This window comes from Pseudomonas solani, from assembly GCF_026072635.1.
GTDB classification, from domain to species: Bacteria; Pseudomonadota; Gammaproteobacteria; order Pseudomonadales; family Pseudomonadaceae; genus Metapseudomonas; species Metapseudomonas solani.
Window position 1 is genome coordinate 1,735,570 of sequence record NZ_AP023081.1, and the last position, 14,876, is coordinate 1,750,445.

Below are 14,876 nucleotides of genomic sequence, written 5' to 3' on the forward strand. Positions count from 1 at the left end.
CGATGCGCTGGACGAAGAAGTTTGGAGCAGCCGCGAACGCCCCTCCAGGAGGCCGAGCGCAGTCGTTGCGCCGGGGGACGAGCGGCATGGATGCCGCGAGAGGCGAGCCAGGCCATGGATGGCCCATCGCGCCGGCCCCCAGAGCAACGATGGAGTGAGGGAACCCGACGCAGTCGGGCCGGATGATGGGGCAAGTTTTTTGGTTCCTTTTCACCGGGCTGGCGTTCCAGCGATTGGAAAAGGGACTCGCCCGGGTGGGCGAAACCAGAAATATTACCAGAGCTCGGCAATCAGTTGGGCTCAAATCCTCTAGCAACACTTAACGCAGACAGAGCCAATTCATTCGCCCATGGCCGCAACACGGCCCCAGCAACGTAGCCCGGGCTTCAGCCCGGGAAAGATGGCACGTGCCAAGCCCCGGGCTAAAGCCCGGGCTACCTCTACGAAATCCTCCGTGCCGTTACTTCCCGTACCGCTCCCGCCCCCAGGCGAGCATCGCCAGCAGCAGTTGGCGGATGACCTTGCGGGTGGGCACGGCGAGGTCTTCGCGGAAGGCAAAGGGTTCCACTTCGTTCATGTAGGTGCGCTGGGCCAGTTCCAGCTGCACGGCGTGGATGTGCTGGTCCGGCTCACCGTAATGGCGGGTGATGTGGCCGCCCTTGAAGCGGCCGTTGAGCACGTGGCTGTAGCCCTCGGCGCGGGCGCAGACGCTTACCAGGGCGTCCGCCAGGCCGGGGTCGCAGCTGGCGCCGGCGTTGGTGCCCAGGTTGAAATCCGGCAGGTGGCCGTCGAACAGGCGCGGGATGAAGGCGCGGATCGAATGGGCGTCGAACAGCAGGGCATAGCCGAACTCGCGCTTGAGCCGCGCCAACTCCTCGGCGATGTGGCCGTGATAGGGCCCCCAGATGCCTTCCAGGTAGCCGGCACGCTCCTCGGCCGAAGGCTCCGCGCCGTCGCGGAACAGCGGCTGGCCGTCGAACATCACGTCGGGGAACAGCCCGGTGGTGGCGGTGGCGTAGAGCGGCTTGTCGTCCGCCGGGCGGTTGAGGTCGATGACGTAGCGCGAGTAGTTGGCGGCCAGCAACCCGGCACCCAGTTCGGCGGCGAAGTCGTAGAGCAGCGGGATGTGCCAGTCGGTGTCGATCAGCGAGCGTGCGCCGTCGACCAGGCCGGCCTCCACCGCCGGGGTCAGGCGGGTGCCGGGGTGCGGCATGCTGATCAGCAGCGGCACGCGGCCGGGGGTGAAGTCGAGGACGTTATCCAAGGTCGATCTCCTGTCCGTGGCGCACCACCCGCTTGGGCAGGTCGCCGCCGAGCCAATAGGCCAGTTGCGCCGGGCGCTCGATGTCCCAGGCGACGAAGTCGGCGAGCTTGCCCGCCTCCAGGCTGCCGCATCGCTCGGCCAGGCCCAGGGCGCGGGCGGCGTTGAGGGTGACGCCGGCCAGGGCCTCTTCCGGGGTCAGGCGGAACGAGGTGCAGGCCATGTTGAGCATCAGGCGCAGCGACAGCGCCGGCGAGGTGCCGGGGTTGAGGTCGCTGGCCACCGCCATGGCCACACCGTGGCGGCGCAGGGCCTCGATGGGTGGCAGCCGGGTCTCGCGCAGCAGGTAGAAGGCGCCGGGCAGCAGTACGGCGACGGTGCCGGCGGCGGCCATGGCGATGGCGTCTTCCTCGGTCATGTACTCCAGGTGGTCGGCCGACAGCGCGCCATAGCGCGCCGCCAGGCTGGAGCCGTGCAGCGACGACAGCTGCTCGGCGTGCAGCTTGACCGGCAGGCCCAGCCCGCGCGCGGCCTGGAACACCCGCTCGACCTGGGCCGGGGAGAAGGCCAGGTGCTCGCAGAAGGCATCCACCGCATCCACCAGGCCTTCACCGGCCAGTTGCGGCAGGATCTCGGTGCATACCCGCTCGATGTAGTCATCGGCGCGCCCGGCGTATTCCGGTGGCAGCGCATGGGCGGCCAGGCAGGTGGTGGTCACCGTCAGCGGCAGCGCTTCGGCGAGGCGCCGGGCGACCCGCAGCATCTTGCGCTCGCTGGCCAGGTCCAGGCCGTAGCCGGATTTCACCTCCAGGGTGGTGACGCCGTCGCGCAGCAGCTGCCGGGCGCGTGTCACCGCGCTGGCCAGCAACTCATCCTCGCTGGCCTCGCGGGTGGCGCGCACGGTGCTGGCGATGCCACCGCCCTTGGCGGCGATCTCGGCGTAGCTGACACCCTCCAGGCGCTGTTCGAACTCGGCGCTGCGGTCGCCGCCGAACACCAGGTGGGTGTGGCAGTCGATCAGCCCCGGGGTGACCCAGGCGCCGCCCAGGTCGATGCGCTCGGCGCCCGTGGTGTCGGGCGCCTCGGCCAGCGGACCGACCCAGCGGATCAGCTCGCCGTCGGTGAGCAGGGCCCCGTCCTCGATCATCGAGTAGCGCCCGCCCTGCAGGGTGGCGAGACGGCAGCCGTGCCAGAACCTCTTCATTGCAATCCTCCTGTCCGTGTGGAAACCGTTTCCAAAGCCGGCCCGTCGCGCAGCAGCGCCACGGCCGAACCGATGTCGGGGGCCAGCCAGCGGTCCTCCTCGTAGGCGGGCACCCGCTCACGCAACAGCGCCCGGGCGGCCGCAGTGCCGGCACCGGTGGCCAGCTCGCCGAGAAACTCCTGGGCCTGGGCGGCCAGTAGGTACTCGATGGCCAGTATCTGCCGGCAGTTGCCCAGGGCGCGGCCGAGCTTCAGCGCGGCGCTGGTGCCCAGGCTGAGGTGGTCTTCCTGCAGGCCGGAGGTGACGAAGTTGTCCACCACCGCCGGCTGCGCCAGGTGGCGGTTCTCGCCGGCCAGGGCGGCGGCCACGTACTGCAGGATCATCATCCCCGAGTTGACCCCGGGCCGGCTGACGAGGAAGGCCGGCAGGCCGCTGACCAGCGGGTTGACCAGGCGATCCAGGCGCCGCTCGGCGATGCCGCCCAACTCGGCCACGGCTATGGCCAGCAGGTCGGCGGCCATGGCCACGGACTCGCCGTGGGGGTTGGCCTGGGAGATCACCCGGTAGTGGTCCGGCGTGCCCAGCACCAGCGGGTTGTCGTTGGCGGAATTGAGCTCGGTCTCCACCTGGCGCGCGGCGTGGTCGAACTGGTCGCGGCAGGCGCCGTGCACCTGGGGGATCGAGCGGATGCTCAGGGCGTCCTGGGTGCGCAGGCCCTGGCTGGCGGCGATCACCTCGCTGCCGGCGAGCAGCGCGCGCAGGTTGGCGCCGACCTTCTGCATGCCTGGGTGCGGCTTGAGTTCGAGTATCGCCGGGTCGAAAGCGGCGAGCTGGCCGCGCAGGGCCTCGAAGCTCATGGCGCCGATCACGTCGGCCCAGCGCAGCAGGTGCTCCAGGTCGGCCAGGGCCAGGCAGGCCAGGCCGGTCATGCAGGGCAGGCCGTTGACCAGGCAGAGCCCGTCCTTGGCGCCCAGCTGCAGCGGTTGCAGCCCTTCGGCGGCCAGCGCCTGGGCGGCCGGCACCACGACACCGCGATGGCTCACCTCGCCGACGCCCAGCAGGGCGATGCCGACATGGGCCATGTGGGTCAGGTAGCCCACCGAGCCCTGGGACGGCACGCACGGGGTGATGCCGCGGTTGAGCAGGTTGAGCAGCCCTTCCACCACCTGCGGCTGCAGCCCGGACTTGCCCTGGCTGTAGTTGGCGATGGCGCAGCAGATGATGGCGCGGGTCTGCTCGTCCTCCAGCACCGGGCCGACGCCGCAGGCGTGGCTGAGCAGGGTGTTGCGCGACAGCGCGGCGAGCTGGTCGCCCTCCAGCAGGATGTCGCTCAGGGCCCCCAGGCCGGTGCTGATGCCATAGGCGCGCTCGCCACGCTCGACGATGCGGCGGACGATGGCGTGGGCGTTGTCGATGCGCGCCCAGGCTGCCGGGGCCAGCTCCAGGCGCCGGCCGTCACGGGCCACATCGACCACGTCGCGCCAGCGCAGCGGGCCGTTGCCGAAGACGGTGGTTTCAAGGGTGGTGCTGCTGGTCTTCACGGTATCCATGCCGCCCTCACAGGTTGGCCACACGGCGCTGGACGAAACGGTCGACGTAGTCGTCAGCAGGCTGGTGGAGGATTTCACGGGGCGCGCCGACCTGGATCAGCTGGCCGTCCTTGAGGATGGCGATGCGGTTGCCGATACGCACCGCCTCGTCGAGGTCGTGGGTGATGAAGACGATGGTCTTGTTCAGGCCCTTCTGCAGCTCCAGCAACTGGTCCTGCATGTCGGCGCGGATCAGCGGGTCGAGGGCGCTGAAGGCTTCGTCCATGAGGATGATGTCGGTGTCCGCCGCCAGCGCCCGGGCCAGGCCCACGCGCTGGCGCATACCGCCGGACAGCTGGTGCGGGTAGGACTTCTCGTAGCCGGCCAGGCCGACCGTGGTGATCCAGTGCTGGGCGCGCTCCTGGCACTGCGCCTTGCTCTCGCCGCGCACCTTGAGGCCATAGGCGACGTTGTCCAGCACGCTCTTGTGCGGCAGCAGGCCGAAGCTCTGGAACACCATGCTGATCTTGCGCCGACGGAAGTCGCGCAGGGCCTGCATGTCGTAGCGCAGGATGTCCTCGTCATCCACCAGGATCTCGCCGCTGGTGGGGTCGATCAGGCGGTTGAAGTGGCGCACCAGGGTGGATTTTCCCGAGCCGGACAGCCCCATGATGACGAAGATTTCCCCCGCCTCGATGGACAGCGACAGGTCGTTGACCCCCACCACGCAGCCGGTGGCAGCCAGCACCTCGGCCTTGCTGCGCCCCTGGCGGATCAGCGCCATGGCCTCCTCGGCGCGCGGCCCGAAGATCTTGTAGACGTTCTTCACCTGGATCTTGCTCATTGGCTGGCCTCGTGGCGGGAGCGGCCGTAGGCCTGGGTGATGCGGTCGAAGACCACGGCGAGGATGACGATGGCCAGGCCGGCCTCCAGGCCCTTGCCGACGTTGAGCGTCTGGATGCCGATGAGCACGTCCTCGCCCAGGCCACGGGCCCCGATCATGGAGGCGATCACCACCATCGACAGCGCCATCATGGTGGTCTGGTTGACCCCGGCCATGATGCTCGGCAGCGCCAGCGGCAACTGCACGCCGAACAGCTGCTGCCAGCGGTTGGCGCCGAAGGCGTTGACCGCCTCCATCACCTCGCCGTCCACCTGGCGTATCCCCAGGTCGGTGAGGCGGATCAGCGGCGGCGCGGCGTAGATCACCGTGGCGAAGATGGCCGGCACCTTGCCCAGGCCGAAGAGCATCAGCACCGGGATCAGGTACACGAAGCTGGGCATGGTCTGCATGATGTCCAGCAGCGGCATCAGCAGCGCCCGCAGGCGGTTGCTGCGCGCCGAGAGAATGCCCAGCGGGATGCCGATCAGCACCGAGATGAAGGTGGCCACCAGCATCAGCGCCAAGGTCTGCATGAGCTTGTCCCAGAGCCCCACCGCGCCCACCAGGAACAGCAGGCCGGTGATCACCAGGGTCGGCAGGACGCGGCGGGTGGCGTGCCAGGCGATGCCCGCCACCAGCGCCAGCATCAGCCACCAGGGCGTGGCGCGCAGCAGCCACTCCAGGTTGACGATGGCCCACAGCAGGGTGTCGGAGATGTGCCGGAACACATCCCCGTAGTTGGTCACCAGCGCATCGACCCAGCCATTGACCCAGTCGGCGATGGAAAATGTGAAGCGTTCGGGAAACATCGGGAGCTCTCCGGATGAGTGGATGCGCGAGTGCCGTCAGGCGTCAGAGCGATGCGTCGACCTTCTTCGCCGCGTCCTCGCTGACCCAGGCGTGCCAGATTTCCGGGTGCTCCTTGAGGAAGGCCTTGGCCAGCTTGTCCGAGGCGATCTTCTCCTTGGCCATGCGTGCCAGGTTCTGGTTCAGCAGGTCGATGGGCAGGTTGACCTTCTTGAGCATCTCCACCAGTTCGGGCGCCTCGTCGTGGAAGACCTTCGACAGGCCCACCTGGATGGTCACGCGCTTGTCGACGCCGGGCTTCTCGTCCAGCTTCACCAGGTCGGCCTGGCCCATCAGCGGCGTCGGCGACCAGTAGTAGAAGAGGATAGGCTCGCCACGGCGGTAGCTGGACAGCACCGCGGCATCCAGCGCCGGGCCGGTGCCGGGGCGGAAGTTGGTGAATGTGTCTTCGAGGCCGTAGTCCTTGAGCATCTCGCTGTTTTCCAGCTCGCAGGTCCAGCCGGCCGGGCAGTTGTAGAAGCGCCCCTTGGACGGCTCTTCCGGGTCGCGGAACAGCTCGGCGTACTGACCCAGGTCGGCGATGGCCTTGAGCGTCGGCGCCTTGGCTTCCAGGCCGCGCTTGGCGTCACCCTCCACCAGGTAACGCGGCACGTACCAGCCTTCCACGGCACCGACGATCGGTGCGCCCACGCCCACCACCTTGCCGGCCTTCTCGGCCTTGTTCCAGGCGTCGCTGCGGCCGATCCACTCCTCGGCGAAGATCTGGATGTCGTTGTTGCCCAGGGCCTGCTCCATGGTGATGGAGTTGCCCGGCAGGCTGTCGGTCTCGCAGCCGTAGCCTTGCTTGAGGATGACCTGCAGCAGGTCGGTGAGCAGCATGCCGCTCTCCCAGTTGAGGCCGGCGAACTTCACCGGTTTGCCGGCTCCGCACCAGCTTTCGGCCTGGGCGGTCCCATGGCCCGCCAGCAGCCCCACGGCACACACCAGGCCCAGCATTTTCTTGTTGAATCGCATGTTCCGACGCTCCTTGAACTTGGTAAGGGTTAAGGCAGAGCAAATGCCCGGAGGGCAGGCCATCGGTTTCCGGGCAGGAAACCGGCAAGAGCCGGTTCCCGTACGTCGGCGACGACGAATTCTCGTGGATGGCGGGTACGCCCAGGCGCCCCGCTCATCCCGCGTACGACCACTCAGTCATCCAGACTCAACACGGGCGGCATCTCCTGCCGCCCCTCACCAGCGCCCGGCCGCACCCAGATGAACCAGGCGATGACCAGCAGGGCGATCCACACCGCGCCTACCTGCAGCGCGGCCTCACAGCGGTCACCGCTCCAGGCGGTGACCTGACGGATTGAAGTCCCCCTCTACAGCACCATCGCCGCCACCCAGCCGAAGGCCAGCAAAGGCAGGTTGAAGTGCAGGAAAGTCGGTATCACGGTGCCCCATATGTGATCGTGCTGGCCGTCGGCAGCCAGCCCAGCCGTCGGCCCCAACGTGGAGTCGGAGGCTGGCGACCCCGCATCGCCCAGGGCCGCAGCGGTGCCCACCAGGGACAGGGTCGCCAGAGGCGAGAAGCCGAAGCCTATCGCCAGTGGCACGTAGATGGCGGCGATGATCGGCACGGTGGAAAAGGACGAGCCGATGCCCATGGTGATCAGCAGCCCTACCAACAGCATCATGAACGCAGCCAGGGCGCGGTTGCCGCCCACCAGTTCGGCGGAATGGGCCACCAGGGACTGGATTTCACCGGTGGCCTTCATCACCCCGGCGAACCCCGAGGCGGCGATCATGATGAAGCCCACCAGGGCCATCAGCCGCATGCCCTGGAGGAAGACCCCGTCCTGTTCGTTCCAGCGGATCACCCCGCTCATGGACACCAGCGAGAACCCCACCAGGCCGCCAAACACCATCGAGCCGGTCCAGAGCTGCACCACCAGGGCCAGTACCAGCGCCAGCAGCACCATCGTCAACTGCCGGCGAGACAGGCGCGCCGGGGCCTCGCCCTCCTCCCCCGCCACCGGCCGGTCGGCATAAACGCGAGGCTGGCGATAGCTCCAGAGCAGCGCCAGTAGCAGGCCGAACACCATGCCAAGCGCCGGGATCAGCATGGCAACCGGCGCCATCTCGCGGGACACCAACTGGCCACTGCCGGCACCGTTGATGTTGGCCACCAGGATGTCGTTGAGAAAGATCGAGCCGAAGCCCAACGGCAAGGTCATGTAGGTGGTCGTGATGGCGAAGGTGATCGCGCATGCCACCGCCCGGCGATCCAGTTGCAGGCGGTTCATCACGTGCAGCAGGGGCGGCACCAGCAGCGGGATGAAGGCGATGTGCACCGGCACCAGGGTCTGCGAGGCGATGCCCGCCAGCACCATGGACAGCAGGATGGCCCATTTGATGAAGCGCCCGCCGCCCTCGCCCAGCCGGTCGGTGAGGTTGGCGGACAAGCGTTGGGACAGGCCGGTACGGGACAACGCGATGGCGAAGGCCCCCAGCGTCGCGTAGGCCAGGGCCACGGGGGCGCCGCCGCCCAGGCCTTCGTTGAAGGACTTCACCACGGTTTCCATCGGCAGGCCGGCGAACAGCCCGCCCACCAGCGCCGAGGCGATCAGGGCGAAGACCACCGAGACCCTCAGCATGCACAGTGCAACCATGACCAGTACGGCCAGGATGATCGCGTTCATAACCACTCCTTGTTCTTGTTGTGTCAGGCGGGCCGAGCGCACGGCCCGCTGGGGTGAGTTCAGAGGCTCGGCAGCAGGCCCTCCGGCATCAGCGCATTGAGGCAACCGCTGGCCAGCAGCGCGCTGGCGGCCTCGATGTCCGGGGCGAAGAAACGGTCCTCCTGGTAGTAGGGCACCTGGCCGCGCAGCAGGGCGCGGGCCTCTTCCAGCTTCGGCGAGCTCTTCAGCCCTTCGCGGAAGTCCAGGCCCTGGCAGGCGCCCAGCCACTCCACGGCGAGGATGCCGCGCACGTTCTCGGCCATGGCCCAGAGGCGCTTGCCGGCGTTCGGCGCCATGGAGACGTGGTCTTCCTGGTTGGCCGATGTGGGCAGGCTGTCGACGCTGTGCGGATGGGCCAGCGCCTTGTTGTCGCTGGCCAGGGCGGCAGCGGTGACCTGGGCGATCATGAAGCCCGAGTTGACCCCGCCGTTGGCCACCAGGAAGGGCGGCAGCTGCGACATGTGCTTGTCCATCATCAGCGAGATGCGCCGCTCGGACAGCGAGCCGATCTCGGCGATGGCCAGGGCCAGGTTGTCGGCGACCAGGGCCACGGGCTCGGCGTGGAAGTTGCCACCGGAGACCACGTCACCCTGCTCGGCGAACACCAGCGGGTTGTCGGATACGGCGTTGGCCTCCACCTCCAGAACCTCGGCGGCCTGGCGCATCTGGGTCAGGCAGGCGCCCATCACCTGCGGCTGGCAGCGCAGGGAGTACGGGTCCTGCACTTTGTCGCACTGGGCGTGGGAGCGGGCCACCTCGCTGCTCTCGGTGAGCAGCGCGCGGTAGGCGGCGGCGGCGTCGATCTGCCCGCGCTGGCCACGGGCGGCATGGATGCGCGCATCGAAGGGCGCCCGCGAGCCAAGCATGGCCTCGACGCTGAGCCCGCCACAGACGGCGGCGGCGGCGAACAGGTCCTCGGCCTCGAACAGCCCGCGCAACGCGTAGGCGGTGGACGCCTGGGTGCCGTTGAGCAGGGCCAGGCCCTCCTTGGCGGCCAGGGTCAGCGGCTCCAGCCCGGCGATGGCCAGGGCCTCGGCGGCCGGCAGCCACTGCCCCTTGTGGCGCGCGCGGCTCTCGCCGAGCAACAGCAGGGACATGTGCGCCAGGGGGGCGAGGTCGCCGGAGGCGCCCACCGAGCCCTTGAGCGGGATGTGCGGGTAGACCTCGGCGTTGATCAGCGCGATCAGCGCGTCGATCACCTTGCGGCGGATGCCGGAGAAACCACGGGCCAGGCTGTTGACCTTGAGCAGCATGATCATCCGCACCAGGGCGTCGTCCAGCGGCTCGCCGACACCGGCGGCGTGGGACAGCACCAGGGAGCGCTGCAGCTTCTCCAGGTCCTCGCGGGCGATGCGGGTGGAGGCCAGCAGGCCGAAGCCGGTGTTGATGCCGTAGGCGGTACGGTCCTCGGCGATGATCCGCTCGACGCAGGCGACGCTGGCCTCGATGGGCGCGTCGGCGCTGGCGTCCAGGCTCACGCGCACCGGCCCGAGATGGACCTGGCGCAGTTGGGCCAGGGTCAGTCGGCCGGGGTGCAGATGGAGGTCGAACATGCTCATTCCCCCTTGCCGATCATCGGCAGGTTGAGGCCCTGCTCGCGGGCGCAGTCAATGGCGATCGGGTAGCCGGCGTCGGCATGGCGCATCACGCCGGTGCCCGGGTCGTTGGTCAGCACGCGGGCGATGCGCGCGGCGGCTTCGTCGGTGCCATCGCAGACGACGACCATCCCCGAGTGCTGGGAGAAGCCCATGCCCACGCCACCGCCGTGGTGCAGCGACACCCAGGTGGCGCCGCTGGCGGTGTTCAGCAAGGCGTTGAGCAGCGGCCAGTCGGACACGGCGTCGGAGCCGTCCTGCATGGCTTCGGTCTCGCGGTTGGGGCTTGCGACCGAGCCGGAATCGAGGTGGTCGCGACCGATGACGATGGGCGCCGACAGCTCGCCGCTGCGCACCATCTCGTTGAACGCCAGGCCCAGCTTGGCGCGCTGGCCCAGGCCGACCCAGCAGATGCGCGCCGGCAGGCCCTGGAAGGCGATGCGTTCGCGGGCCATGTCCAGCCAGCGGTGCAGGTGGGCATCGTCGGGGATCAGCTCCTTCACCTTGGCGTCGGTCTTGTAGATGTCCTGCGGGTCACCGGAGAGCGCCGCCCAACGGAAGGGGCCGACGCCGCGGCAGAACAGCGGGCGGATATAGGCCGGGACGAAGCCGGGGAAGTCGAAGGCGTTGGCCACACCCTCCTCCTTGGCCATCTGACGGATGTTGTTGCCGTAGTCGAAGGTGGGGATGCCCTGCTTCTGGAAGTCGAGCATGGCCTGCACGTGCACGGCCATGGACTGCTTGGCGGCCTTGACCACGGCAGCGGGTTCGCTCTGCGCGCGGTCGCGGTACTCCTCCCAGGCCCAGCCGGCCGGCAGGTAGCCGTTGAGCGGGTCGTGGGCGCTGGTCTGGTCGGTGACCATGTCCGGGCGCACGCCACGGCGCACCAGCTCAGGGAGGATCTCGGCGGCGTTGCCGTGCAGGGCGATGGAGATGGCGCGGCCTTCGGCAGTGTATTTGGCGATCCGCGCCAGGGCGTCGTCGAGGTCACTGGCCTGCTCGTCGACGTAGCGGGTCTTCAGACGGAAGTCGATGCGGCTCTGCTGGCATTCGATGTTCAGCGAGCAGGCGCCGGCCAGGGTCGCCGCCAGGGGCTGGGCGCCGCCCATGCCGCCGAGGCCGGCGGTGAGTACCCAGCGACCGGCGAGCTTGCCGTCGTAGTGCTGGCGGCCCGCCTCGACGAAGGTTTCATAGGTGCCCTGGACGATGCCCTGGCTGCCGATGTAGATCCACGAGCCGGCGGTCATCTGGCCGTACATGGCCAGGCCCTTGGCATCCAGTTCGTTGAAGTGTTCCCAGGTCGCCCAGTGCGGCACCAGGTTGGAGTTGGCGATCAGTACGCGCGGGGCGTTGGCGTGGGTCTTGAACACCCCGACCGGCTTGCCGGACTGCACCAGCAGGGTCTCGTCCTCGTTCAGTTCCTTGAGGGTGCGGACGATGGCGTCGTAGCACTCCCAGTTGCGCGCGGCACGGCCGATGCCGCCGTACACCACCAGCTCCTTGGGGTTCTCGGCCACTTCCGGGTCCAGGTTGTTCATCAGCATGCGCAGCGGCGCTTCGGTCAGCCAGCTCTTGGCGTTGAGCTGGGTACCGCGCGGGGCGCGGATCTCGACATCACGGAATTTGGTCATGGCAGGCTCCTGGGAGGCGTGGGGTGCAGAGGGACGGGAATCGTGCCCGGATATCTACACACATATGAACTTGTACATACAAGCATATGCAAGTGAAAGGCCAGTTCACTGAGGTACGCCTCACTGCGTCGCAAGGAACCGCTGTACGCCGCGAATGACGGGGCCCAGAGCAAACGCGAAATGTTCGGGGGTGGACCGCAAGGAAGGTAGCCGACCTGTTACCGGGTCGCTTTCCTGGGGCAAAGAGCCTCCTTCGGCGCACGGTAATGGGGCATTCGGTAACGCGGCGGGGAAAGGGGGGGAAATACAGGTGGAGCCGGGCGATGTTCCGCCGAGGCACGAAAGCGGGACCAGGCCATGAACCGTTGGGCCTCGCTGCGCTCGGCGCCGACCTACGGCATCGAGTCCAACGTGGAGAACAAGGGGATCAGCGCGGTTGCAGCTCGATCAGGCAGCAATCCACCACGGCCAGCGCATCGAGCACCAGCTCGCGCAGCGTGCCATTCCCTTCCAGGTGCAGGCAGTCATGGCGACCGAGGTGCAGTGTTTCGCCCCCGTCCAGGCGCACTTCCAGCCCTTCGCCGGCGCTGAACAGCAGCAGGGTGTCGGCGGCGCTGAACAGGCGTAGCGGCCCGTTGACGCGCTGCCACTGCAGGCGGCCGGCGAAGCGCTGCGGGGCATAGATGAGGTTGAAGTCGCGGATGGCGCCGCCCAGCAGCTCGCACTGCACGCGACTGCCGCCGTCGAAGGCGAAGGCGTCACCGGCCGTCAGCTCGCGGGACGGGACGTCGTCCACCACCAGGCGCATGCCGGCACCCTCCAGCACGGTGATGACGCGCTGGTAACCGGTGAAGGCGGAAAAGGGCCCGGGCTGGCCGACATCGGCGATAGACAGGCGCCAGCCGAAACCGTCGAGGTCGGCGCCGCCGTCGCGGAGGATCTCCTGGGTGGAGCCGGCGCCGTTCTTCCACGGCATGCGCGGGTAATCGGCGGCGCGCAGCACGCGGGGCATGCTCATGAGCCGAACCGCCCTTCGAGGCGGTAGCGCGAGCCCGGGTAGAGCAGGCGCGCGCTGGTGACGGTATTGCGGCCCGACCAGGTGCGGCGGCGGATCAGCAGGCAGGGTTCGCTGCGCTCGATCAGCAGCAGGCGGCACTCGTCGGCGTCGGCGAGGATCGCCTCGACCACGTGCTCGCCCTCGGTGAGCGGCGCCACCTGGGACAGGTAGGCGTGGGGCGTCTGCTGGGTGAAGTCCTGCTTGAGGTAGTCCGGCGCCACCGAGGCGTTGACGTAGCGGTCCTCGATCTGCACCGGCACGTCGTTCTCGTAATGCACGATGAGCGAATGGAACACCCGCTGCCCCTCGCGCACGTCCAGTGCCAGGGCACGCTCGGAGCCGGCCAGTTCCTCGCCCAGGGCGATCACTTCGCAGCGGTGCGCATGGCCCCGCGCAGTGATTTCCTCGGCGATGTTGTGCACCTCGAACAGTGCCGCCTGGCCCTTGGGCTCGGCGACGAAGGTGCCGACGCCCTGCATGCGCACCAGGTAGCCGTCGGCAGTCAGCTCGCGCAGGGCGCGGTTGACGGTCATGCGGCTGACGCCCAACTCGTTGACCAGCTCGCTCTCGGAGGGCACGCGATGGTGCGGCGGCCAGGTGCCGTCGTCGATCTGCCGGCAGATCATCTGCTTGACCCGTGCGTAGAGCGGCGCAGGCGCCTCGCCGGGCTGGACGGCGAAGGACGGGATATCGACAGGCGGATTGGGCACGGGAACACTCCTTGGCGGCACGCTCGGCTGGTCGGCCGGGGAACAGGGCGAGTTTACGGTCTCGATATACGTCTGTATATGTATATACAAATAACAAACCTCGCAGGTCGCCAATCATGCCAGCCTTCTTCACCGAACGAGCCCTGTTGCCCCAGGGCTGGGCCAGGGACGTCCGTTTCGAGGTGGCCGCGGATGGCCGCCTGAGCCGCGTGGAAGCAGGCGCCACGGCCGATGGCGCCGAACGTCTGAACGGCCCGGTGGTGCCGGGCATGCCCAACCTGCACTCCCACGCCTTCCAGCGCGCCATGGCCGGCCTGGCCGAGGTGGCGGGCGACCCCAACGACAGCTTCTGGACCTGGCGCGACCTGATGTACCGCCTGGTCGGCCGCATGGAGCCGGAGCAGGTGGAGGTGATCGCCCGCCAGCTCTACATCGAGATGCTCAAGGCCGGCTTCACCGGCGTCGCCGAATTCCATTACCTGCACCACGACCGCGACGGGCGCCCCTATGCCGACCCGGCGGAGCTCGCCCTGCGCATCAGCCAGGCCGCCAGCCGCACCGGCATCGGCCTGACCCTGCTGCCGGTGCTCTACAGCCACGCCGGCTTCGGCGGCCAGGCGCCCAACGAGGGCCAGCGCCGCTTCATCAACTCCACCGATGGCTACCTCGCCCTGCAGCAGCGCCTGCGCGCAGCACTGCCCGCCGGGCAGGTGCTGGGCACCTGCTTCCACTCGCTGCGGGCGGTGACACCGGAGCAGATCGGCGCCGTGCTGGCGGCGGACCCGGGCGACGCACCCATCCACATCCACATCGCCGAGCAGCGCAAGGAAGTGGACGACTGCCTCGCCTGGAGCGGCCGCCGCCCCCTGCAATGGCTCTACGACAACGTCGATGTAGACCCGCGCTGGTGCCTGGTCCACGCCACCCACGCGGAACCCGACGAGGTCGAAGCGATGGCCCGCAGCGGCGCGGTGGCGGGCCTGTGCCTGACCACCGAAGCCAACCTGGGCGACGGCATCTTCCCGGCGGTGGACTACCTGGCCCAGGGCGGACGCTTCGGCATCGGCTCCGACAGCCATGTGTCGGTCAGCCCGGTGGAAGAACTGCGCTGGCTGGAATACGGCCAGCGCCTGCGCGACCAGCGCCGCAACCGCCTGCACCAGGCGAATCAGCCCCGCGTGGGCGACGCCCTCTACCAGGCAGCGCTGAGCGGTGGCGCCCAAGCCCTGGGCCAGCCCACCGGCGCCCTGGCAGCAGGCCAGCGTGCGGACTGGCTGGTGCTGGACGGCAACGACCCCTACCTCGCCACCGCCCAGGACGATGCGCTGCTAAACCGCTGGCTGTTCGCCGGCGGTGATCGCCAGGTGCGTGATGTGATGGTGGCGGGACGCTGGGTGGTGCAGGACGGCCGTCACCCCGAGGAAGAGGCGACGGCACGGGAGTTCGCCGGCGTGTTGCGATCCCTGTTGGGCTAGGGGA

General features: G+C 68.7%; 12 protein-coding genes. 1 reads left to right on the forward strand and 11 read right to left on the reverse strand.

Annotated elements, in window-relative coordinates; genetic code table 11:
- Positions 1–460 precede the first annotated feature (460 nt).
- The 11 genes from hutG to hutC all read right to left on the reverse strand — a co-directional run bounded on the left by hutG (position 461) and on the right by hutC (position 13,397).
- Positions 461–1,264 (reverse strand): N-formylglutamate deformylase, encoded by an 804-nt coding sequence (hutG, locus tag PSm6_RS08030; RefSeq protein ID WP_021221192.1) that lies wholly within the window; start codon positions 1,262–1,264, stop codon positions 461–463.
- The gene (gene hutI, locus PSm6_RS08035) at positions 1,257–2,465 is read right to left on the reverse strand and encodes an imidazolonepropionase (protein ID WP_021221193.1); all 1,209 of its coding nucleotides are present in this window, start codon (positions 2,463–2,465) and stop codon (positions 1,257–1,259) included. The genes hutG and hutI overlap by 8 nt, the downstream gene beginning before the upstream one ends.
- On the reverse strand, positions 2,462–4,015 hold the full coding sequence (locus tag PSm6_RS08040) for an HAL/PAL/TAL family ammonia-lyase (RefSeq protein WP_021221194.1): 1,554 nt from the start codon (positions 4,013–4,015) through the stop codon (positions 2,462–2,464). The genes hutI and PSm6_RS08040 overlap by 4 nt, the downstream gene beginning before the upstream one ends.
- 7 nt (positions 4,016–4,022) lie before the next feature.
- On the reverse strand, positions 4,023–4,838 hold the full coding sequence (locus PSm6_RS08045; RefSeq protein ID WP_021221195.1) for a quaternary amine ABC transporter ATP-binding protein: 816 nt from the start codon (positions 4,836–4,838) through the stop codon (positions 4,023–4,025).
- Complete coding sequence (locus PSm6_RS08050; RefSeq protein ID WP_021221196.1) at positions 4,835–5,686, reverse strand: ABC transporter permease; 852 nt, start codon at positions 5,684–5,686, stop codon at positions 4,835–4,837. The genes PSm6_RS08045 and PSm6_RS08050 overlap by 4 nt, the downstream gene beginning before the upstream one ends.
- A gap of 43 nt (positions 5,687–5,729) precedes the next feature.
- Positions 5,730–6,698, reverse strand: coding sequence for an ABC transporter substrate-binding protein (locus PSm6_RS08055; RefSeq protein ID WP_265170001.1), 969 nt, complete (start codon positions 6,696–6,698; stop codon positions 5,730–5,732).
- Between the two features lie 347 nt (positions 6,699–7,045).
- A complete protein-coding gene (locus tag PSm6_RS08060; RefSeq protein WP_021221199.1) occupies positions 7,046–8,365 on the reverse strand; it encodes a Na+/H+ antiporter family protein in 1,320 nt (439 codons plus the stop codon).
- A 59-nt stretch (positions 8,366–8,424) separates the two neighbouring features.
- Positions 8,425–9,957, reverse strand: coding sequence for a histidine ammonia-lyase (gene hutH, locus PSm6_RS08065; protein WP_043240611.1), 1,533 nt, complete (start codon positions 9,955–9,957; stop codon positions 8,425–8,427).
- Positions 9,958–9,959: 2 nt separating this feature from the next.
- On the reverse strand, positions 9,960–11,630 hold the full coding sequence (gene hutU, locus PSm6_RS08070; protein ID WP_043240609.1) for a urocanate hydratase: 1,671 nt from the start codon (positions 11,628–11,630) through the stop codon (positions 9,960–9,962).
- Between the two features lie 427 nt (positions 11,631–12,057).
- Positions 12,058–12,648, reverse strand: coding sequence for a HutD/Ves family protein (locus PSm6_RS08075; RefSeq protein ID WP_265170002.1), 591 nt, complete (start codon positions 12,646–12,648; stop codon positions 12,058–12,060).
- Positions 12,645–13,397 carry a histidine utilization transcriptional repressor HutC gene (gene hutC, locus PSm6_RS08080; protein ID WP_021221203.1) on the reverse strand — a complete coding sequence of 251 codons (753 nt, stop codon included), beginning with the start codon at positions 13,395–13,397 and terminating at the stop codon, positions 12,645–12,647. The genes PSm6_RS08075 and hutC overlap by 4 nt, the downstream gene beginning before the upstream one ends.
- A gap of 116 nt (positions 13,398–13,513) precedes the next feature.
- Here hutC and PSm6_RS08085 point away from each other — a divergent pair, with 116 nt between their 5' ends.
- Positions 13,514–14,872, forward strand: coding sequence for a formimidoylglutamate deiminase (locus PSm6_RS08085; RefSeq protein ID WP_043240604.1), 1,359 nt, complete (start codon positions 13,514–13,516; stop codon positions 14,870–14,872).
- Positions 14,873–14,876 lie beyond the last annotated feature (4 nt).

Bases quoted from the DNA above. Each gene is read 5' to 3' on its own strand.
- PSm6_RS08060 (WP_021221199.1), bottom strand. From the start codon at position 8,365: ATGAACGCGATCATCCTGGCCGTACTGGTCATGGTTGCACTGTGCATG.
- PSm6_RS08075 (WP_265170002.1), bottom strand. From the start codon at position 12,648: ATGAGCATGCCCCGCGTGCTGCGCGCCGCCGATTACCCGCGCATGCCG.
- PSm6_RS08050 (WP_021221196.1), bottom strand. From the start codon at position 5,686: ATGTTTCCCGAACGCTTCACATTTTCCATCGCCGACTGGGTCAATGGC.
- hutI (WP_021221193.1), bottom strand. From the start codon at position 2,465: ATGAAGAGGTTCTGGCACGGCTGCCGTCTCGCCACCCTGCAGGGCGGG.
- PSm6_RS08085 (WP_043240604.1), top strand. From the start codon at position 13,514: ATGCCAGCCTTCTTCACCGAACGAGCCCTGTTGCCCCAGGGCTGGGCC.
- PSm6_RS08045 (WP_021221195.1), bottom strand. From the start codon at position 4,838: ATGAGCAAGATCCAGGTGAAGAACGTCTACAAGATCTTCGGGCCGCGC.
- hutH (WP_043240611.1), bottom strand. From the start codon at position 9,957: ATGTTCGACCTCCATCTGCACCCCGGCCGACTGACCCTGGCCCAACTG.
- PSm6_RS08055 (WP_265170001.1), bottom strand. From the start codon at position 6,698: ATGCGATTCAACAAGAAAATGCTGGGCCTGGTGTGTGCCGTGGGGCTG.
- hutU (WP_043240609.1), bottom strand. From the start codon at position 11,630: ATGACCAAATTCCGTGATGTCGAGATCCGCGCCCCGCGCGGTACCCAG.
- PSm6_RS08040 (WP_021221194.1), bottom strand. From the start codon at position 4,015: ATGGATACCGTGAAGACCAGCAGCACCACCCTTGAAACCACCGTCTTC.